This window comes from Maribacter cobaltidurans (assembly GCF_002269385.1).
In the GTDB taxonomy this organism is placed as follows: domain Bacteria; phylum Bacteroidota; class Bacteroidia; order Flavobacteriales; family Flavobacteriaceae; genus Maribacter; species Maribacter cobaltidurans.
Map to the genome: position 1 here is coordinate 4,195,906 of NZ_CP022957.1, position 18,433 is coordinate 4,214,338.

The 18,433-nt window shown below is 38.1% G+C and carries 20 protein-coding genes; 10 read left to right on the forward strand and 10 right to left on the reverse strand.

Going from position 1 to position 18,433, the window contains the following annotated elements; all coding sequences use genetic code 11:
• Nucleotides 1-4 precede the first annotated feature (4 nt).
• Both CJ263_RS18870 and CJ263_RS18875 read right to left on the reverse strand, forming a co-directional pair.
• Nucleotides 5-1,471 (reverse strand): Gfo/Idh/MocA family protein, encoded by a 1,467-nt coding sequence (locus CJ263_RS18870; protein WP_094998687.1) that lies wholly within the window; start codon nt 1,469-1,471, stop codon nt 5-7.
• Between the two features lie 302 nt (nt 1,472-1,773).
• Nucleotides 1,774-2,151 (reverse strand): hypothetical protein, encoded by a 378-nt coding sequence (locus CJ263_RS18875; RefSeq protein WP_094998688.1) that lies wholly within the window; start codon nt 2,149-2,151, stop codon nt 1,774-1,776.
• 151 nt (nt 2,152-2,302) lie between these two features.
• Between CJ263_RS18875 and CJ263_RS18880 the strand changes: the two genes are divergently transcribed.
• The 3 genes from CJ263_RS18880 (at nt 2,303) to CJ263_RS18890 (ending at nt 4,592) form a co-directional block, all read left to right on the forward strand.
• Nucleotides 2,303-3,409, forward strand: a complete 1,107-nt coding sequence (locus CJ263_RS18880) for a M14 family zinc carboxypeptidase (RefSeq protein WP_094998689.1) — start codon at nt 2,303-2,305, stop codon at nt 3,407-3,409.
• 109 nt (nt 3,410-3,518) lie between these two features.
• Nucleotides 3,519-3,998: an Lrp/AsnC family transcriptional regulator gene (locus tag CJ263_RS18885; RefSeq protein ID WP_027066901.1), complete on the forward strand. Its 480-nt coding sequence runs from the start codon at nt 3,519-3,521 to the stop codon at nt 3,996-3,998.
• A 78-nt stretch (nt 3,999-4,076) separates the two neighbouring features.
• The gene (locus CJ263_RS18890; RefSeq protein WP_094998690.1) at nt 4,077-4,592 is read left to right on the forward strand and encodes a DinB family protein; all 516 of its coding nucleotides are present in this window, start codon (nt 4,077-4,079) and stop codon (nt 4,590-4,592) included.
• Nucleotide 4,593: 1 nt separating this feature from the next.
• Here the strand turns inward: CJ263_RS18890 and CJ263_RS18895 are convergent, their stop codons facing one another.
• Together CJ263_RS18895 and aroB are read right to left on the reverse strand one after the other, a co-directional pair.
• Nucleotides 4,594-4,932: a hypothetical protein gene (locus CJ263_RS18895; RefSeq protein ID WP_094998691.1), complete on the reverse strand. Its 339-nt coding sequence runs from the start codon at nt 4,930-4,932 to the stop codon at nt 4,594-4,596.
• A gap of 109 nt (nt 4,933-5,041) precedes the next feature.
• Complete coding sequence (aroB, locus tag CJ263_RS18900; RefSeq protein ID WP_094998692.1) at nt 5,042-6,103, reverse strand: 3-dehydroquinate synthase; 1,062 nt, start codon at nt 6,101-6,103, stop codon at nt 5,042-5,044.
• A 119-nt stretch (nt 6,104-6,222) separates the two neighbouring features.
• On the opposite strand from aroB, the gene CJ263_RS18905 reads away from it, so the two are divergent.
• A complete protein-coding gene (locus CJ263_RS18905; protein ID WP_094998693.1) occupies nt 6,223-7,389 on the forward strand; it encodes a proline dehydrogenase family protein in 1,167 nt (388 codons plus the stop codon).
• Here CJ263_RS18905 and CJ263_RS18910 read toward each other — a convergent pair whose 3' ends face one another.
• The 6 genes from CJ263_RS18910 to porX form a co-directional block, all read right to left on the reverse strand.
• Complete coding sequence (locus CJ263_RS18910) at nt 7,390-7,773, reverse strand: DUF4258 domain-containing protein (RefSeq protein WP_094998694.1); 384 nt, start codon at nt 7,771-7,773, stop codon at nt 7,390-7,392.
• Between the two features lie 71 nt (nt 7,774-7,844).
• Entirely contained in the window at nt 7,845-9,044 is a 1,200-nt protein-coding gene (locus CJ263_RS18915; protein WP_094998695.1) for an alanine dehydrogenase, read from the reverse strand.
• A gap of 96 nt (nt 9,045-9,140) precedes the next feature.
• Nucleotides 9,141-9,806 carry a hypothetical protein gene (locus tag CJ263_RS18920; protein ID WP_094998696.1) on the reverse strand — a complete coding sequence of 222 codons (666 nt, stop codon included), beginning with the start codon at nt 9,804-9,806 and terminating at the stop codon, nt 9,141-9,143.
• 112 nt (nt 9,807-9,918) lie between these two features.
• Nucleotides 9,919-10,053, reverse strand: a complete 135-nt coding sequence (locus tag CJ263_RS21370; RefSeq protein WP_262494256.1) for a hypothetical protein — start codon at nt 10,051-10,053, stop codon at nt 9,919-9,921.
• A 219-nt stretch (nt 10,054-10,272) separates the two neighbouring features.
• A complete protein-coding gene (tsaE, locus tag CJ263_RS18925; protein WP_094998697.1) occupies nt 10,273-10,683 on the reverse strand; it encodes a tRNA (adenosine(37)-N6)-threonylcarbamoyltransferase complex ATPase subunit type 1 TsaE in 411 nt (136 codons plus the stop codon).
• 9 nt (nt 10,684-10,692) lie between these two features.
• Nucleotides 10,693-12,237, reverse strand: a complete 1,545-nt coding sequence (gene porX, locus CJ263_RS18930; protein ID WP_094998698.1) for a T9SS response regulator signal transducer PorX — start codon at nt 12,235-12,237, stop codon at nt 10,693-10,695.
• Between the two features lie 121 nt (nt 12,238-12,358).
• Here porX and CJ263_RS18935 point away from each other — a divergent pair, with 121 nt between their 5' ends.
• The 6 genes from CJ263_RS18935 (at nt 12,359) to CJ263_RS18960 (ending at nt 18,411) form a co-directional block, all read left to right on the forward strand.
• Complete coding sequence (locus CJ263_RS18935) at nt 12,359-13,588, forward strand: HD domain-containing protein (protein ID WP_094998699.1); 1,230 nt, start codon at nt 12,359-12,361, stop codon at nt 13,586-13,588.
• 23 nt (nt 13,589-13,611) lie between these two features.
• Nucleotides 13,612-14,628 (forward strand): UDP-3-O-(3-hydroxymyristoyl)glucosamine N-acyltransferase, encoded by a 1,017-nt coding sequence (gene lpxD / locus CJ263_RS18940; RefSeq protein WP_094998700.1) that lies wholly within the window; start codon nt 13,612-13,614, stop codon nt 14,626-14,628.
• A 2-nt stretch (nt 14,629-14,630) separates the two neighbouring features.
• On the forward strand, nt 14,631-16,028 hold the full coding sequence (locus tag CJ263_RS18945; RefSeq protein ID WP_094998701.1) for a bifunctional UDP-3-O-[3-hydroxymyristoyl] N-acetylglucosamine deacetylase/3-hydroxyacyl-ACP dehydratase: 1,398 nt from the start codon (nt 14,631-14,633) through the stop codon (nt 16,026-16,028).
• A 10-nt stretch (nt 16,029-16,038) separates the two neighbouring features.
• Nucleotides 16,039-16,824 carry an acyl-ACP--UDP-N-acetylglucosamine O-acyltransferase gene (gene lpxA / locus CJ263_RS18950; RefSeq protein ID WP_094998702.1) on the forward strand — a complete coding sequence of 262 codons (786 nt, stop codon included), beginning with the start codon at nt 16,039-16,041 and terminating at the stop codon, nt 16,822-16,824.
• Nucleotides 16,825-16,898: 74 nt separating this feature from the next.
• Complete coding sequence (efp, locus tag CJ263_RS18955) at nt 16,899-17,465, forward strand: elongation factor P (protein WP_094998703.1); 567 nt, start codon at nt 16,899-16,901, stop codon at nt 17,463-17,465.
• A gap of 10 nt (nt 17,466-17,475) precedes the next feature.
• On the forward strand, nt 17,476-18,411 hold the full coding sequence (locus CJ263_RS18960) for a UDP-3-O-(3-hydroxymyristoyl)glucosamine N-acyltransferase (protein ID WP_094998704.1): 936 nt from the start codon (nt 17,476-17,478) through the stop codon (nt 18,409-18,411).
• Nucleotides 18,412-18,433: the final 22 nt, after the last annotated feature.

Here is an 18,433-nt window from a genome sequence, read left to right on the forward strand (position 1 = left end):
CTTTTTAAACTTCCCAACCCGGGCGATATTTTCTACCAACGAATTGATTGGCCTCTTCCAAATTGGTGATTCTCATGTTTTCACCATCCCAAAGCAACTTTTTACGTGCAAAGAAATCCATTTGGCCCTCCTCGTTCTCCTTACGCAGCATATAGCTTCTAATAGCCAAGTTGCCCATAAGCACAGTTTCGGTCATAGGGCCTGCATAATCAAAGGAAGAAGTTAACGCCAAATGCTCGTCACTACCAAAACCAGCCTTACAGGCGTCAACCCATTTACGTTGATGGCCGTATTCAGGTTCTAGGTTCTCTTCAACTTCAGGTCCAAATTCCGTAGTACCGTCATTCAAGTATAGTTTTGGCATTAAAGGTGAACTGTCATTGATATTGGTGGAAATAATTCCCTTTTCACCAATGATCAACACCCCATTTGCACTGTTTTTCCCACCTATATCGTCATTGGCCGGAATAATATCCGGGTGAGCTGGACGAATACCACCATCACTCCATGTCATTTCAATAGGGGATTTAGTTTTATCGGTAGCATCAAAATTCAAGGTGATGAAGGAAGATGGGGGACATCCCTCTGGGTAATAATCTGGTGTCCACATTTGAGTATATACAGAACCAACACTGCATTCTGCAGCGGTAGGATATTTTAGGTTTAAGGTCCTAAATGGGATATCCACCAAATGACATCCAACATCCCCAAGGGCACCTGTTCCAAAATCCCACCAACCACGCCAATTAAATGGGTGAAGATTGGGAACATATGGTCTATCCTCCGCAGGTCCTAGCCAAAGGTCCCAATTCAAGTCTTTTGGTTTTAGGCTAGCATCAGGCTTCGGCATTTGTATTCCTTGGGGCCAGACAGGTCGGTTCGTCCAAATTTGGACTTTACTGATAGCTCCAATTTTATCATCATCAATCCATTTTTGTACCATTCCCAATAAAGGGTTAGACCCACCTTGGTTTCCCATCTGGCTTACAATCTTATTGTCCCTGGCCATTTGGGTCAGTTTTCTAGCCTCTTTAATATTATGGGTCATCGGTTTCTGGACATATACATGGATGCCCCTTTCCATGGCATATTTTGCTGCAGGACCGTGCACATGATCTGGAGTGGAAATCGTTACGGCGTCGATATTTTTTTTCTTGTCGAGCATAACCCTGAAATCATCAAAAAGCTTTGCCTTTGGAAAGGACTCAACCGCCTTGGAAGCGGAACCGGAAAAATCAACATCACAGAGTGCCACTACACGTTCCCTACCATTTACCGAGGCGTTTGTGATATCGCTAAACCCTTTACCACCAGAACCAATAGCCGCAAGATTCAATTGATCACTAGGCGAGATAAAACCTGGACCACCTAAAACATTTCTGGGCACTATGAAGATTGAAGAGGCCATAGCACTTTTCTTAACGAAGTTTCTACGGCTTATCGATTGCTTTTTATTGTTTGACTTTTTCATTATTATTTATGGGTTATTTTAAATAAAAATTAAGAATACCTCAATATAGGAATTAAATTAGTTGTTAATAGACCATAAGTGGTTACGGTTAATAATAATGCTTAAAATTCAAGAATTTTCACTAACGTAAAATAGAAAGGTCAATTTGGAATTTTAACAGAGGCAAGAGTACTATATAAATAGTAATTTTTAAATAAGTTATTCAATCAGAAAAAGAACGTGTAGCATAAAACTCAAAAAAGAAGAGAGTTTTTCAAATGGTTTGAAAGGTTAATATAATTCCACCATAGAATATGAAAACCCTAATTTACACGATACGCAGTTCCAGTTTTAACGATAAATTTTCTATTAGGGTCTTTAACCGCATTTTTATATTCAAAGGTATAAGAGCTGTCTGTAGTCTTGATGATTTTGTAGTGTATGCCCACCTTGTTTTCTAAATCTTGTAAAACGAACTCGCAATCGTTGATCCATCGTATGGAAGCACTGTCAATTTTATTATCGTAATAATCTATGCTGTATTTTTCACCACGAACAAAACGACCTTGTTTAAGGGAATCCCCAATTTTATAATTAAAGATAAACTCCCCAGTTTTAAAGTCTTGACAATTTCTACTTGGTTCATAACAAGAAACCAGTAACAATAGGGTTACAAAAACAAAAAACATCCTTTTTAGCATAGGTGCAAAGTAAGTAAAATTGTATTTATCATAGTCTTTTGAAAAACTCTAGATTTAAATTTTTAGAGTTGTGATTAAACATCGAATATGCTATTTGTAGAATATAAGCATAACACATATTGTATTATTTTCGCATTGTTATTAAAAATGTATGGGCAAAAGCAGCGATTACTTGAATTTTAAATTGACCTCCGTATCTGGAAGGTATGTTACCAATGATCATATTTATGAGTTTTTAAGTACGTTGGATGAATCATTTCATTTGGATATACTAGGTCTCTCGGTAAAAAAAAGACCTATTTACGGGATTACCGTTGGCCATGGACCAAAGCGTATATTCATGTGGTCCCAAATGCATGGGAACGAGTCAACAACTACCAAAACCGTACTGGATTTACTGAATTTTATAAAGCATAGTTCACCAAGTACCGAAGAACTCTTGAACAAGGTTACCTTAAAAATTATTCCAATTCTCAACCCAGATGGCGCCTTCAATTATACAAGGTTTAATGCTAACGAAGTGGACCTAAATAGGGATGCCCAAAAAAGAAAACAGCCTGAGAGTAAAATCCTTAGGAAGGCGTTTGATAAATTTGCGCCACATTATTGCTTTAACTTGCATGACCAGAGGACTATTTTTAATGTCGGTAATTTAAATTACCCAGCAACTGTATCTTTTTTAGCTCCTGCTTTTGATAGACAAAGAAACAATTCAGAATCAAGGACCAGGGCCATGTGTATAATCGCTGCAATGAATCAAAAATTACAGGATTATATACCCGGTCAAGTAGGTCGATTTGACGATTCATTTAATCCAAACTGTGTTGGGGATACGTTTCAAATGCAGAAAGTACCAACGATTCTTTTTGAGGCCGGTCATTATCAAGAGGATTATCAGAGGGAAAAAACAAGGGAATTTATATGGTATGCGCTTTGCACGGCTATCCGTACCATTGCCAATGATGAAATCAACAACTTTAGCTTGAATCAATATTATAAAATACCGGAAAACAATAAGCGATATGTTGACATCTTGGTTGAAAATGCACATGTCTTGGACAATTCTCTAAATGAAAAGGATTGTGTTTCTATACTTTACAAGGAAGTTTTGGATAAGGATAAAATAAATTTTATTCCCACTTTACTAGAAAAAGGCTTTAAGCCTGGTCAGTATTTTGGACATAAAACCTTAAATTGTTTAATTGATACCGATGCAAATTGGTTACGTTCGCAAGAAATTAAGGACTGGGGGTATTAAGCGAATTATCTAATATCAAATTTTAGTATATTACGATTTTGTTACAAAAACTTAATATTTTTTATAATTCTTTTTAATATTTTTTACTTTTGCATAAAATTAATCAACCATGGGTAAAGTTAAATTAGACGAAATAGATCATCAAATTCTGGATATGTTGATAGACAACACCAGAACACCTTTTACCGATATTGCCAAAAAGTTATTAATTTCCGCAGGAACTGTCCATGTGAGGGTTAAGAAAATGGAAGAAGCCGGTATCATAAAGGGTTCTTCCCTTACTTTGGATTATGTTAAACTGGGATATGCCTTTATTGCATATGTAGGAATATTTCTTGAAAAAACGCACCAGACCAAATTTGTATTGGAACGTTTGAACCAAATACCTAACGTAACCATTGCACACATCACTACGGGAAAATTCAATATCTTCTGCAAAATTAGGGCAAAGGATACGACCCATGCCAAAAACATTATTTTTAAGATAGATGATATTGATGGTATCAGTCGAACCGAAACCATGATTTCTTTGGAAGAAAGTTTCAATGACAAGAAAAGATTGATGCATACCATTTTCAATGAGTTGTAATATTCATTTTATAATATTAGAAAGCCCAATCCATCATAGATTGGGCTTTTTTGACTAATCTTGTTAGGTGAACTAATTATGAGAAAATCAGAAATACAAAATCTTGGGGATTCCAATTTTTACAATACCTACCTGAATGCATTGGAAGACGTAAACCTTATGGATGCCCTACATGAAGGAAAAGAGTGGTTTTTGGATTATGTAAAAGAGCTTCCCTTGGAGAAGATGGGATACTCCTATGCAGAGAACAAATGGAGCGTTGCAGAAGTTTTAATTCATATCATAGACACAGAGCGTATTTTTCAATATCGTGCATTCCGATTTTCCAGAAAGGACGAAACTGCACTTCCTGGCTTTAATCAGGATGCCTATATTGACGAAAGTAATGGCCTTAATAGGAATAAAGAGGATATATTGGAAGAATATTTGGCCGTTCGCAATTCTACCATCACCTTATTCAAAAATCTTGGCAATGAACAATTGAAAAGGGTGGGTATCGCCAGCGGTATTCCTTGGAGCGTGGCAGGCTTAGGCTTTGTTATAAGCGGCCACCAAAAGCATCATACCAATATCCTACTGGATAAATATCAGTAACCTAATCTTGGTCCGAATATTCTTGATCTTCGGATTCATAATTCATTTCCATTTCTGGAATGATTTCTTCCTCATTATCCATAACATTTTCCGGTGTTTTACCTTCCAGTTCTTTTTCTATGGTATCCTCAAAATTGGCAATGAAATTGGAGAGACTTTTACTGATTTTCACAAGATATAGTGCGTCCTCCGTTCTAAGCTCAACGGCCTCCACGTAATCCCCGTTACCATTTTTAAAGATAATAATGTCTTCATCGCCATAGCCATAAGGATATTTTTCAATCAATAAGGAAGCAAGATGATGGTCCAATTTTTTGTAATCGATGAGTCGTCTAGTCATAATAGAATAGGTTAGTTGATTATTCTTAAAATCCTGAACCTAAACTAATTATTTAATCGTTCTGTAGTTGTAAAGAGTTGTGAAATGAAAGTTTTAGTATATAAAGTTTTTATTCCATGTAGTATGCGAAGGCCTCATGGAACAAATCTGATGAAATGGTTACATCTATTTGAGTCTCACCTATCTGTTTTAACAATACAAAATTGATGTTACCATGGGAATTCTTTTTGTCATATTTTAAAAGTTCAAGGATATCCAAAATATCCTTATCCGTAAAATCCACTTTTGGGTAATATTTCAAAAAGGTTGATTTTATATTCACTAATGCATCCTTGGCTAATCCCGTTAGTTTGTAGGACAGATACCCTTCGGTAATCATCCCAATGGCGATAGCTTCTCCGTGCAATAGGGTTTCTTTGCTTTCATTTTCCAAGAAATAGGATTCGATTGCGTGCCCTAATGTGTGTCCGTAGTTTAATATTTTTCTGATATTCTGTTCAGTGGGGTCCTGTAATACCACCTCGTTCTTAAGGGCAACGGAAGGCCTTATATGATGTTTTATTTCGTTGAGGGAACTTACTTTTTTTAAAGACTCCCAATACCCTGCATTTTTAATAAGGCCATGCTTGAGCATTTCAGCAAAACCACTTGTTATTTGCCGCTCATTCAGCGTTTCTAGAAAATCTGAAACAATCAAAACCATTTCTGGCTGATTGATTACCCCAATCTGATTTTTTAAAGGGCCCAAGTCCACGCCGGTCTTACCTCCAACGGAAGCGTCTACCATGGACAATAGGGTAGTGGGAACGTTTATAAAGTTAATCCCCCTTTTAAAGGTAGAGGCTACAAATCCACCAAGGTCGGTAAGAACCCCACCGCCTAGGTTGATCATAAGACTTTTTCGGTCGGCACCAAGTTCAGATAAGGCCTCCCAGACCCCAACACAAGTTTCTATAGTCTTATTGACTTCACCCGATTCTATTTCAATGATTTCAAAAGTATACTCACCTTCAATTTCAGACATGAATTGAGGAAGGCACAATTCATGGGTGTTTTCATCCACCAAAATAAAAATCGTGGAATAATTTTGGGAGTTTAAGTGGGAATTTAGTGCCTCAAATGCTCTATTTTCAAAATGAACGGCATATGAATCTGATACAATGGACTGCATGGAATCGGAATTATGAATAGACCAAAAAACTTTAATTTAAGAGCGCAAAATAAGGGTTATTTTAATGAATAGAATAGAAAACCTGTGTTTATCTTTGAAGCCCAAATAAATGATTGCATATGGATGCTATTTTTGAGAATACGGCAACCGCATTTTCTCTCAAAACCGATTCAGAACTGGAAAGAGCCTATTTTCTTTTTAAGATGATTGCCAACGAACCCTTGGTAAAAATCGGAACGGCAATGACCAATTTCGCCATAAAGGCACACCTTCCCGTAGAGGGTCTAATAAGGGCAACGGTTTTTGATCATTTCTGTGGCGGAGTCAATGAGGAGGATTGTATGCCGGTCGTGGATAAAATGTTTGAAAAGGGAGTTTGTTCCGTTTTGGATTACTCTGTAGAGGGCAAAGACGAAGAAGATCCCTTGGACAATGCGACGGAGATGATTTTGAAAATTTTAGATTTTGTGAAGGAGAAGGATGCTATTCCTTTTGCGGTCTTTAAACCATCCGGTTTTGGGCGGTTTGCCCTGTATCAGAAAATAAGCGAAGGAAAAAAATTGAGCGAAAAAGAGGAGGCAGAATGGCAAAGGGTTGTCAATAGATTCGATAAAGTATGTAAAAAGGCACACGACTTGGATGTTTCCCTATTGGTAGATGGAGAGGAAAGCTGGATGCAGGATGCTGCGGATTGTTTGGTGGAGGACATGATGCGCAAGTACAATAAAAAGAAAGCTATAGTCTTTAATACGTTACAAACCTATAGATGGGATAGGCTGCCATATCTTAAAAAATTGCACGAAAGTGCGTTGGCCGAAGGTTTTAAAATCGGTATTAAAGTAGTCAGGGGTGCATATATGGAAAAAGAGAATGAACGTGCCAAGGAAAAGGGCTATCCCAGTCCTATTTGTGAATCCAAGGCTGCTACAGATGATAATTTTGACACCACCATTGCTTACATGGTTGAAAATTTGGAAACGATGGCCATTTTTTCCGGCACGCATAATGAAAACAGTTGCTACAAGTTGATGCAACTAATGAAGGAAAAAGGCGTTGAAAATAACCATGAAAATATTTGGTTTGGGCAACTTTATGGGATGAGCGACCATATCTCATTTAATCTAGCTGCCCATGGGTATAATGTAGCCAAATATTTGCCTTTTGGACCAGTAAGGGATGTAATGCCTTATTTGATAAGGAGGGCGGAAGAAAATACCTCGGTGGCCGGGCAGACAAGCAGGGAGCTTTCCTTGCTGAAAAAGGAGCGTAAACGTAGGAAAATATAATTATTGAATAGTGACCGATTCAATACTGGCTTTATCGGGACAGTTTTTTACCCAAGCCGCTAGTTTTTGGTCTTTCTGGTTCCCTTGGATTAAATAGGTTTTGCAGGGATTGGATTTGGTATCGCTCTCTGAAAAATCTACAATCCCTTCATTTAAAACGAAAACAATATCCAGGGAATCCAATTCACTGTTTGCCAATTGTCGTTGTACGTTATCCGAATAATACATGGGCTTGGATCGAATGTCCTTTAAGGTCCTACAATTGGGAAAATAACAAAAGGATACTCCGGTCTCGTCCGATTTTTTTCTTAGGAAATAGGCCAAAAAAATGATACCAATGGAAAATCCGCCCAAATAAAAGCCCAAACGCTTGAAAAAACTCATTGTAATTGATAAAAATTGAAACCGCTAAATTATAGGTTTCTTACGGATACTGAAAGTTGGCTCAAGTAATTCTAGAAAATTAAAAAATTAATATCGCTATATGATAGGTCGAACCAATCACCGACTGTCCTATTGGTAAGGATACCATGATACATGTACAGACCGTTACGTAAGCCTTTGTCAAACCTCAAGGAATTTTCCAATCCTCCATCTTCACCTATCTTTAAAAGATAAGGGGTAAAAATATTACTGATGGAAACCGATGCTGTTTTGGGGTATCGTGATGGAATATTGGGTACTCCGTAATGAAGCACACCGGATTTCTCTATAGTGGGTTTATTATGGTTGGTAATTTCGCTGGTTTCAAAACAGCCACCAGTGTCTATACTTACATCAATGATTACGGCACCCTTCTTCATATGTTCCACCATGGTACTTGATACGATTACGGGGGACCTTCCTTTGCCACGAGTAGCACCAATGGCCACATCACATCGTTTTAAGGCTTTTAAAAGATTTTTGGGTTGAATGGTAGAAGTATAAACTGTTTGTTTAAGATTGGTCTGAATATTTCGAAGCCTCGTTATGGAATTGTCAAAAATCTTAACGTTGGCCCCAAGACCAATGGCCGACCGTGCCGCATATTCCCCCACAGTTCCGGCACCAATAATGACCACTTCAGCAGGGGGAACACCGCTAATGTTCCCGAACATTAAACCGTTTCCTTTATTCGTCGCGGCCATTAATTCAGCTGCGATTAAAACGGAAGCCGTTCCTGCAATCTCGCTTAACGACCTTACTGCAGGGTATTTACCGTCCTCATCACGAATATATTCAAAAGCTATGGCCGTAATTCTTTTTTTGGCCAATTCCTCAAAATAGCTTTTATCCTGGGTTTTTATTTGTAAAGCAGAAATTACCGTTGTCTGTGGGTGTATCATGGCAATTTCTGAAAGGGTGGGGGGCTCCACTTTTAAAAGTAAGGGGCAAGAGAACACTTTTTTGGTGTCCCTTGTAATTTCTCCTCCGGCATCGGTGTAATCCTTGTCCGAAAAGTTGGCCCCTTCACCAGCACCCGATTCGATAAGGACCCTGTGTCCGTTGGATGTGATGGCGTTGATTGCATCCGGGGTAAGACAAATTCTCTTTTCCTGATATTGGTTTTCCTTGGGAATACCAATAAAGAGTTCTCCCTTTTGTTTAAAGACTTCAAGAGTTTCTTCCTGTGGTATAAGTTGTTGTTTACTAAAGGGTGAGCTTGGTTGGTTCATACAAAGATTTTCTAAAAAAAGTATTTTTAGTCCTAAACCAAATGTACAATTTTTAGATAAATGAAGTCCTCAATTTTAAGTTGGAATAGTTCCTGTTTAAAACTTAAAGTTAAACCAGTTTTGAAGCTTATCCTGAAATAATTTAAGCCCCTGTTCAATATTGTTAGTGGAAAGTTTACGGTCTATTTCTTCAGAAATAGATTTAGGTTTAAGTTCTTCATCCAATTCACTTTTCTTGTTTGAGGTTGTTGAGGAAAAGCCATGGGATTCATTTTCCTTCTTAATTTCTTCTAGTTCAGCTTCCATAGCCTCTAAATCAATTCCATGGACATATTTGTCGTATAGCTTGATTCTTATAAAATAAACAAAGGGAATTACAATCATACAAATTGGGAGAAGCCATAATAAATTCGCAGTATCAACAGTATCATCATTTACAAAGGCTACTTCAAAGATTTGAAAAGCATACATGGCAATTGGAATCAAAATAATATGATACCACCAATTTTTTGCCGTTAAAAACCATAATACAAGTAAGTAAAGAGGAACAACCTTGCTAGTTAGAAACCACAAGTAGGTTGAAGCATCCTCGAATCCTCGTGTAGAAATTTCGAAACCAAATACGTGCCCAACACCATTTTCATCAAGAGGCACATACTCATAAATTTTATATAAGAAGGGAGAAAGGGCTATAAAAAAAACTAATATTGTCTCTAAATAAATTTTCTTTTTAGCTTTCCTTTTTCTTGTCCTCGATACCATTTTTCCGCTATATTATAATGTGCTAACGAGAAAATGAGATTTATAGTATAACTTTAAACGATAAAAAAAGGGTGGAAAATCCACCCTTTGTAATGTTAACTTAAGAAATAAATTAAATTTTATGTTTAATTTTTCTTTTCTCGATACCCAACTGTTGGTCGCTATCAACCGTTATAATTGGCGCGGCCATGGCGAATAAAAAAATACCTAAAGCTAAAGAGGCCAAAAAAGTTCTTTTGTTTTTCATTTTCACTAGGGGTTTTTAGTTAGTACTACACTTGTTCTAGTGCAAACGTAAGAAATAATGGACAAAAAAAATGTTTTTAAACGTTAAAATTGTGTATTTCAACGTAAAAAAATAGCATTTTATCGATTTCTGTGTATTTCATCGAAAAATTACAATAAAAAGCATAACGAAACGATGTGAATTCTATTTTAGAACAGAGGTAATTGTAAGTGAAATTTGCTAAATCGTTGAAATTCTTCTGGTTGTACTATCCAGAATTTCAATTTTTAAAGTCACTAAGTTCTCCGGAAGTAAAGAGGGGATTTTTTCCGGCCATTCCATAAAAATATAGGCATCGGTGTTAAAATAATCTTCCAACCCGAAATCCAAGGCTTCCATCTCGTCCTCTAATCGATAAAAATCAAAATGGTAGGCGATAAGATTCCCCTCACGATCGGCATATTCATTGACCAATCCAAATGTGGGACTGCTAACTTCGTCGACTCCCCCCAATTCTTTAACCAAAGTTTTGATTAAAGTTGTTTTTCCAGCCCCCATTGGGGCGTAGAAAGCGAAAAATTTTGAATGGGAATTCTCAAGTATTATTTTGGCAACGTTTTGAATGTCATTTTCGGCATAAACCAGTTCCATAGTGCAAAGTTATTTTGCCTCCAAAACTACAAAAGGCACAATCATTTCTTCCAAAGAAACACCTCCATGTTGATAGGTATTTCTGTAATAGCCCACGTAATGGTTGTAATTATTGGGGTAGGCAAAGAACAGATCGTTCTTGGCAAAAATATAAGAACTGCTCACATTGATGTTGGGAAGAAAAATTTTACTGGGATCCCTCGCAGCAAAAACATCCTTTTCCTCATAACTTAAACTTCTCCCGGTCTTATACCTTAAATTTAAGCTGGTGTCCCGGTCCCCAATAACCTTTGATGGGGATTTAACATTGATAGTGCCATGATCGGTGGTAATTATCAGTTTCATCCCCAATTGTTGGGCTTGCTGAATAATTTCCAATAAAGGGGAATTCTTGAACCAACTTTGGGTAAGTGATCGGTATGCCTTGTCATTGGAAGCCAATTCCTTAATAACCTCCATCTCCGTTTTGGAGTGGGAGAGCATATCCACAAAATTGTAAACGATTACTGTAAGGTCATTGTCCTTTTGAGATTTAAAATTTTGTGATAAATGCTTTCCTTGTTTTAGGCTGCTTATTTTGTGGTATTCCCATTTTAAATCTAACCCTAATCTTTTTAGCTGTTCCCCTAAAAACTTATCTTCAAAAAGATTTTTACCTCCGTCATCGGTATCATTCTTCCACCATTCTGGATATTTCTTTTCCATATCCAAAGGGGTAAGTCCAGAGAAAATGGCATTTCGGGCATATTGTGTGGCTGTAGGCAAAATACTGAAGTACGATTTTTCTTTGGTCTTTTTGTAAAAGGAGCTTACCGTGTCCTCAAAGGAATACCATTGGTCATATCTTAAATTGTCTACAACGACCAACAATGTTTTTTCCTCTTTTATTTCAGGGGTAATCCAGTTTTTAAAAAGGGTGTGCGATAGTATTGGGGCATCACCACCGTTGAACCAATCTTCATAATTTTTGTCCACAAACTTGCCAAATTGGTTGTTGGCTTCCACTTTTTGGGATTCTAATATTTCGAACATACCGCTATCCTCGATCTGCTCCAGTTGAAGCTCCCAGTAAATCAACTTCTTGTATAATTCTGTCCATTCCTCATAGGAATTGACCATGGACATGTTCATGGCAATTTTCCGAAACTCCTGTTGGTAGCTACTGGTCGTTTTTTCCGAAACCAATCTGGAATGGTCCAGACTTTTTTTAAGGGATAACAGAATCTGATTGGGATTTACCGGTTTTATCAAATAATCGGCAATCTTGGAACCTATGGCTTCCTCCATAATAAACTCCTCTTCACTCTTGGTAATCATCACAACCGGGAGAGAGGAGTCTATTACCTTTATTTCGCTCAAGGTTTCCAACCCGGAAATTCCAGGCATGTTTTCGTCCAGGAACACAATATCTACCCTAGTCTTTTCCAGTTCTTCCAAAGCCTCCTGTCCGCTTTGGCAGGTGATAACTTCGTAGTTTTTATTTTGAAGGAAGAGAATGTGTGGTTTTAAAAGGTCCACTTCATCATCTACCCATAGAATTTTTATTTTGTTCATTCAATCGTTTTAATCGATTTTGTCATTTGACATTTGCCCCGATTCCTAGTGATAATTCAAACAAGGCGGTGTTGTTACATTTAACTAACTTTGAAAAATATATCAAACTTCCTAGGATTTAATGAAACCCAAAAAGCTTACCATATTTAATGACCCAATTTACGGATTTATTAGGATTCCCAGCGATTTGATTTTTGATCTGATTGCACACCCATACTTTCAGCGTTTGCGCAGAATTTCGCAAATGGGCCTTTCTTACATGGTATATCCAGGTGCGCACCACACAAGGTTTCATCATGCCTTGGGCAGCATGTATTTAATGCAAAAATCAATTCAGGTACTTCGGTTCAAAGGTATTGAGATAACGGATACAGATGAAAAAGGGTTGTTGGGTGCCATTCTTTTGCACGACATTGGCCATGGCCCCTTTTCCCATGCCATGGAACATAGTATTGTGAACGGTATCAGTCATGAGCATATTTCCCTGCAGTTCATGAAAGTATTGAACGACAGTTTTCATGGCGAATTAGACGAAGCCATCGCCATATTTACGGGCAAGCATCCAAAAAAATTCTTAAATCAGTTGGTTTCCAGTCAGCTCGATATGGACCGATTGGATTATCTCAAGCGGGATAGTTTTTATACTGGGGTTTCTGAAGGGAATACCAATGCGGATCGACTTATTACCATGCTGAACGTTGTGGATGGAAATCTGCTTGTGGAAGAAAAAGGGATTTACTCCGTTGAAAAATTCTTAATGGCCAGAAGGTTTATGTACTGGCAGGTGTACCTGCATAAAACCGGGGTCGTTGCCGAACAAATTTTAATCAGTATTCTAAAAAGGGCCAGATACTTATTGAATGAAGGGACAATGTTAAGGGCCAGTAGGGCGCTTTTGTTTTTTTTGAAGAACGATATCAACAAAACTAATTTTGATAACAAGGTGCTTCATCAATTCTCCAAATTGGATGATGTTGATATCCTTTCTGCGGTCAAGGATTGGCAAGATGAAGATGACAAGATACTCTGCACACTTTGTAGAATGTTAGTTGACAGAAAGCTTTTGCATATTAAGGTTAGGAAAGAACCCGTTAATGAGTTAAAATTGGCAAAAAAAAGAAAAAAAGTAGGGGAATTGCTGAACCTGAATTCCGATGATGAAATCTCCTATTTTATTTTCACTGGAGCAATTGAAAACAGGGCCTATAACCAAACGAGTCAGAACATTAACATTCTTCGTAAGAATGGTAAAATTGTTGATGTTGCCAAACTTTCTGACCATCTGAATTTAAGCGCACTCTCTAATACGGTGACCAAATATTATATCTGTTACCCTAAAGATGCCGTATAACAATTTTTCTTACATTTGTGCCCATGGTGTTTACAGCAGGTCAAATTGCGGGTATATTAGAGGGTGAAGTCCATGGAAATCCAGAGATATCCGTACATAAATTGGCCAAAATTGAAGAAGGGGAAAAAGGGTCTTTGACCTTTTTGGCAAATCCAAAATATACTTCATTTATATACAAGACAAAGGCTTCTATTACCATTGTAAACAAGGATTTTGTTCCTGAACAAGATTTGGAGACAACACTTATAAAAGTAGAGGATGCCTATAAATCTTTTTCCAAATTATTGGAATATTATAATCAGGTTAAAAACAATAAGATTGGCATTGAGGAGCCAGTGTTTAAATCGGAAACAGCCACCTTTGGAAATGATTTATACCTTGGAGCCTTTTCCTATATAGGCAGTAATGTGGTCATAGGCCACAATGTTAAGATATATCCTAATGTATATATTGGTGATAATGTAAAAATTGGTGACAATGTGGTCGTTTTTGCAGGTGCCAAAATTTATTCGGAAAGTATCATTGGGAACAATTGTGTTGTTCACAGTGGTGTAATTATCGGTGCTGATGGTTTTGGTTTTACACCTAATTCCGAAGGGGAATTCACCAAAGTGCCCCAAACCGGAAATGTCATTCTGGAAGACAATGTAGATGTTGGTGCTGGAACTACGATAGACAGGGCAACCTTAGGTTCTACTATACTAAGAAAAGGCGTTAAACTTGATAATCAAATACAGATTGCACATAATGTAGAGATTGGTGAACATACCGTGATTGCGGCCCAAACCGGAGTAGCAGGTTCTACCAAGATAGGGAAACACTGCATGATCGGTGGTCAGGTCGGTATCGTAGGACATATTGTAATAGGCAACAATGTACGCATACAGGCACAGTCAGGAATTGGAAGAAACGTAAAAGACAATGAGGTTTTACAGGGTTCACCAGCTTTAAATTATGGAGACTTTAATAAGTCCTATGTACACTTTAAAAACTTACCTAAAATAATCAATAGAATCGACAACTTGGAAAATAAGGATTGACGATGAATACAACTGAAAAACAACGCACTATTGCGAAGGAAGTATCCCTCACAGGTGTTGGTCTACATACTGGGGAGAACGTAACCATAAAATTTGTTCCTGCACCCGAAGATCACGGCTATAAATTTAAGCGTGTAGACCTTGAAGGTGAACCGGTCATTGAGGCCGATGCCAATTATGTGGTGAATACGCAGCGAGGCACCAATCTAGAAAAGAATGGTGTTAAGATTCATACTTCGGAGCATGTTTTGGCCGCTCTCGTAGGTTTGGAAATAGATAACGTACTTATTGAGTTGGATTCTCCGGAGCCACCTATAATGGATGGTTCGGCCAAGTTTTTTGTAGAAGCCCTTGAAGGCGCCGGTATTGTTGAGCAAAAATCTTTCCGGGAAGAATATGTGGTCAAGGATGTCCTTAATTATAAGGATGAGGCTACGGGAAGTGAGATTACCATTATTCCTGCCGATGAATATCAAGTGACCACAATGGTCGATTTTGGAACCAAGGTCTTGGGAACCCAGAATGCCACCCTCGAAAAATTATCGGATTTTAAGGACGAAATTTCAGCGGCACGTACATTCAGTTTTTTACATGAACTGGAAATGCTATTGGAAAACGGACTCATTAAGGGAGGTGACCTTAACAATGCCATCGTTTATGTGGACAAGGAAATTTCTGAGGCTACCATGAAGAAGTTGGAAAAGGCCTTCAATAAAGAGAAACTTTCCGTAAAACCCAATGGTATTTTGGACAACCTTACCTTACATCAGCCCAATGAAGCTGCACGTCATAAATTGCTGGACGTTGTAGGGGACTTGGCTTTGGCCGGTACTCGGATTCGTGGTAAGGTCATTGCCAACAAACCGGGTCATTTCGTAAACACCCAGTTCGCAAAAAAGCTATCCAAAATCATAAAGTTGGAGAAAAGAAATAATGTGCCCAAATACGATTTGAGTCAAACTCCTCTAATGGATGTTACTCAAATCATGAAGATGTTGCCTCATAGGCCTCCATTTTTATTGGTCGATAAAATTTTGGAATTATCAGATACCCATGTCGTTGGTGTAAAGAATGTTACCATGAACGAGCCATTCTTCGTGGGTCATTTCCCCGGTGCACCTGTTATGCCAGGGGTTTTACAAGTGGAGGCTATGGCTCAGACAGGTGGAATTCTGGTGTTGAGTACTGTTCCTGATCCTGAAAACTACCTAACTTTCTTTATGAAAATGGACAATGTAAAGTTTAAGCGTCAAGTTCTTCCCGGGGATACCTTGATATTTAAATGTGATTTAATTTCACCTATCAGAAGAGGTATTTGTCATATGCAGGCTTACGCCTATGCCAACGATAAATTAGTTTCAGAAGCGGAATTGATGGCCCAAATCGTAAAATCAAAATAATCAAAGTAGTATGAATCAACCGCTCGCCTATGTTCATCCAGGGGCCAAAATTGCAAAGAACGTGGTCATTGAACCTTTTACCACCATTCATAATAATGTAACAATTGGTGAAGGAACCTGGATCGGTTCAAATGTCACGATTATGGAAGGTGCAAGAATCGGTAAAAACTGCAATATTTTTCCAGGTGCGGTCATTTCTGCGCCACCGCAGGATTTAAAATATAAAGGAGAGGAAACTACCGTAATTATAGGAAACGGAACTACGATACGGGAGTGTGCTACCATTCACAAGGGAACTTCAGACCGTATGAAAACGGTCATTGGCAAGAACTGCCTTATTATGGCGTATTGCCATGTTGCCCACGATTGTCTGGTAGGGAACAATTGTATTTTTTCAAATAATTCAACTTTGGCCGGACATGTAACCATTGGTGACAATGTTATTTTGGCCGGTTTGGTGGCGGTACATCAATTTGTTTCTGTAGGTCAGCATGCTTTTGTAACCGGAGGTTCCTTGGTACGAAAAGATGTTCCTCCTTATGTAAAGGCGGCAAGGGAACCACTTTCTTATGTAGGTATAAATTCCGTAGGTCTTAGACGAAGAGGATATCAGTCGGAAAAAATTAGGGAGATTCAGAATATATATAGAATTCTATATCAGAAAAATTACAACAATACCCAGGCGGTTCAAATTTTGGAAGCCGAAATGGAAGCAACCCCTGAAAGGGATGAAATCCTTCAATTTATACGGGATTCACAACGTGGAATCATGAAAGGATATTTCAGTCATAATTAATTACTTTAATTTCGCATCTATCGAATTTTTCATGGTAGTTCATCATAAAATCATCATTTTAAGTAAATCATAGCATGGCATCTACATCGGATATTAGAAAAGGATTATGTATTAGATATAATAACGATATCTATAAGATTATTGAGTTTTTACACGTAAAACCAGGGAAAGGACCTGCTTTTGTGAGGACAAAGCTGAAAAGTGTTTCTACAGGAAAGGTTTTGGACAATACTTTTTCCGCTGGACATAAGATAGAGGATGTTCGCGTGGAAACCAGATCATACCAATTTTTATATGCGGAAGGGGAAACCTATCATTTTATGAATACGGAGGATTATAATCAAATTACTCTACAGGAAAGTGCCTTGGATGCTCCCGGTCTTTTGAAAGAAGGAGAGATTGTAAAGATTATGTTCAATACGGAGGATAGTATGCCGTTATCCGTTGATATGCCTGCCAGTGTGGTTTTGGAAATAACCTATACAGAACCAGGTGTCAAGGGAAATACCGCAACCAATGCCACAAAGCCTGCCAAGGTTGAAACGGGGGCAGAGGTAAATGTTCCTTTGTTCATCAACGAGGGGGATAAAATAAAAATCGACACATCTAGCGGTTCTTATATGGAACGCGTAAAAGAATAATACCAATTCCTTGAAATTTCCTACCACATTCACACTTAAACAGATTTCCGAAATCATCCAAACTGACTATGTTGGTGATTCGGACTTTCCTGTTCTGGGTATGAACGAAATTCACGTGGTGGAGAACGGCGATATTGTGTTTGTGGACCATCCAAAATACTATGATAAGGCCCTAAATTCAAAAGCCACGGTAATTCTAATCAACAAAAAGGTTGATTGTCCTGAGGGAAAGGCCTTGTTAATTTCGGATGATCCATTTAGGGATTTCAATACATTGACGCATTATTTCAGTCCTTTTGTTGCCTCGGCAAGAATGATTTCCAATTCCGCCAAAATAGGAAGGAACACCATAATACAGCCCAACGTTTTTATTGGAAATAATGTCACTATTGGTGATAATTGTCTTATTCACGCCAATGTGAGTATATATGATAACTGTGTCATTGGAAATGGGGTTACGATTCACTCAGGGTCCGTATTGGGCGCAGATGCATTTTACTATAAAAATAGGCCCGAAGGGTTTGATAAATTGCTGTCGGGAGGAAGGGTAGTGTTGAAAGATAATGTAGACCTTGGTGCCTTGTGTACTATAGATAGGGGAGTTACGGGTGATACGACAATAGGTGAAGGAACTAAGTTGGACAATCAAGTACACGTAGGTCATGATACTGTAATCGGCAAAAAATGTTTGATCGCTTCCCAAACGGGAATAGCAGGTTGTGTCATCATTGAGGACGAAGTAACCTTGTGGGGCCAAGTGGGCACCAATAGTGGAATTACCATTGGTAAGAAGGCGGTCATTATGGGTCAGACTGGCGTTACGAAATCGGTCAAGGGAGAAAAGAGCTATTTTGGCACTCCCATAGAAGAATCAAGGGAAAAGTTAAAGCAGTTGGCCTACATCAAAAAAATTCCTGATATCATAAAAAAACTAGAGAACAAATAAGAAGCAGAATACTTTAGTATTC

What these genes read in the sequence shown, in the direction of transcription:
- tsaE (WP_094998697.1), bottom strand. Translation starts at nt 10,683, where the DNA reads ATGGAACTGGTTTATGCCGAAAATGACATTCAAAACGTTGCCAAAATA.
- CJ263_RS18875 (WP_094998688.1), bottom strand. Translation starts at nt 2,151, where the DNA reads ATGCTAAAAAGGATGTTTTTTGTTTTTGTAACCCTATTGTTACTGGTT.
- CJ263_RS18890 (WP_094998690.1), top strand. Translation starts at nt 4,077, where the DNA reads ATGAGAAAATCAGAAATACAAAATCTTGGGGATTCCAATTTTTACAAT.
- efp (WP_094998703.1), top strand. Translation starts at nt 16,899, where the DNA reads ATGGCATCTACATCGGATATTAGAAAAGGATTATGTATTAGATATAAT.
- lpxD (WP_094998700.1), top strand. Translation starts at nt 13,612, where the DNA reads ATGGTGTTTACAGCAGGTCAAATTGCGGGTATATTAGAGGGTGAAGTC.
- CJ263_RS18935 (WP_094998699.1), top strand. Translation starts at nt 12,359, where the DNA reads ATGAAACCCAAAAAGCTTACCATATTTAATGACCCAATTTACGGATTT.
- CJ263_RS18885 (WP_027066901.1), top strand. Translation starts at nt 3,519, where the DNA reads ATGGGTAAAGTTAAATTAGACGAAATAGATCATCAAATTCTGGATATG.
- porX (WP_094998698.1), bottom strand. Translation starts at nt 12,237, where the DNA reads ATGAACAAAATAAAAATTCTATGGGTAGATGATGAAGTGGACCTTTTA.
- CJ263_RS18915 (WP_094998695.1), bottom strand. Translation starts at nt 9,044, where the DNA reads ATGAACCAACCAAGCTCACCCTTTAGTAAACAACAACTTATACCACAG.
- CJ263_RS18905 (WP_094998693.1), top strand. Translation starts at nt 6,223, where the DNA reads ATGGATGCTATTTTTGAGAATACGGCAACCGCATTTTCTCTCAAAACC.
- CJ263_RS18880 (WP_094998689.1), top strand. Translation starts at nt 2,303, where the DNA reads ATGGGCAAAAGCAGCGATTACTTGAATTTTAAATTGACCTCCGTATCT.
- CJ263_RS18945 (WP_094998701.1), top strand. Translation starts at nt 14,631, where the DNA reads ATGAATACAACTGAAAAACAACGCACTATTGCGAAGGAAGTATCCCTC.
- aroB (WP_094998692.1), bottom strand. Translation starts at nt 6,103, where the DNA reads ATGCAGTCCATTGTATCAGATTCATATGCCGTTCATTTTGAAAATAGA.
- CJ263_RS21370 (WP_262494256.1), bottom strand. Translation starts at nt 10,053, where the DNA reads ATGAAAAACAAAAGAACTTTTTTGGCCTCTTTAGCTTTAGGTATTTTT.
- CJ263_RS18870 (WP_094998687.1), bottom strand. Translation starts at nt 1,471, where the DNA reads ATGAAAAAGTCAAACAATAAAAAGCAATCGATAAGCCGTAGAAACTTC.
- CJ263_RS18920 (WP_094998696.1), bottom strand. Translation starts at nt 9,806, where the DNA reads ATGGTATCGAGGACAAGAAAAAGGAAAGCTAAAAAGAAAATTTATTTA.
- CJ263_RS18895 (WP_094998691.1), bottom strand. Translation starts at nt 4,932, where the DNA reads ATGACTAGACGACTCATCGATTACAAAAAATTGGACCATCATCTTGCT.
- lpxA (WP_094998702.1), top strand. Translation starts at nt 16,039, where the DNA reads ATGAATCAACCGCTCGCCTATGTTCATCCAGGGGCCAAAATTGCAAAG.
- CJ263_RS18910 (WP_094998694.1), bottom strand. Translation starts at nt 7,773, where the DNA reads ATGAGTTTTTTCAAGCGTTTGGGCTTTTATTTGGGCGGATTTTCCATT.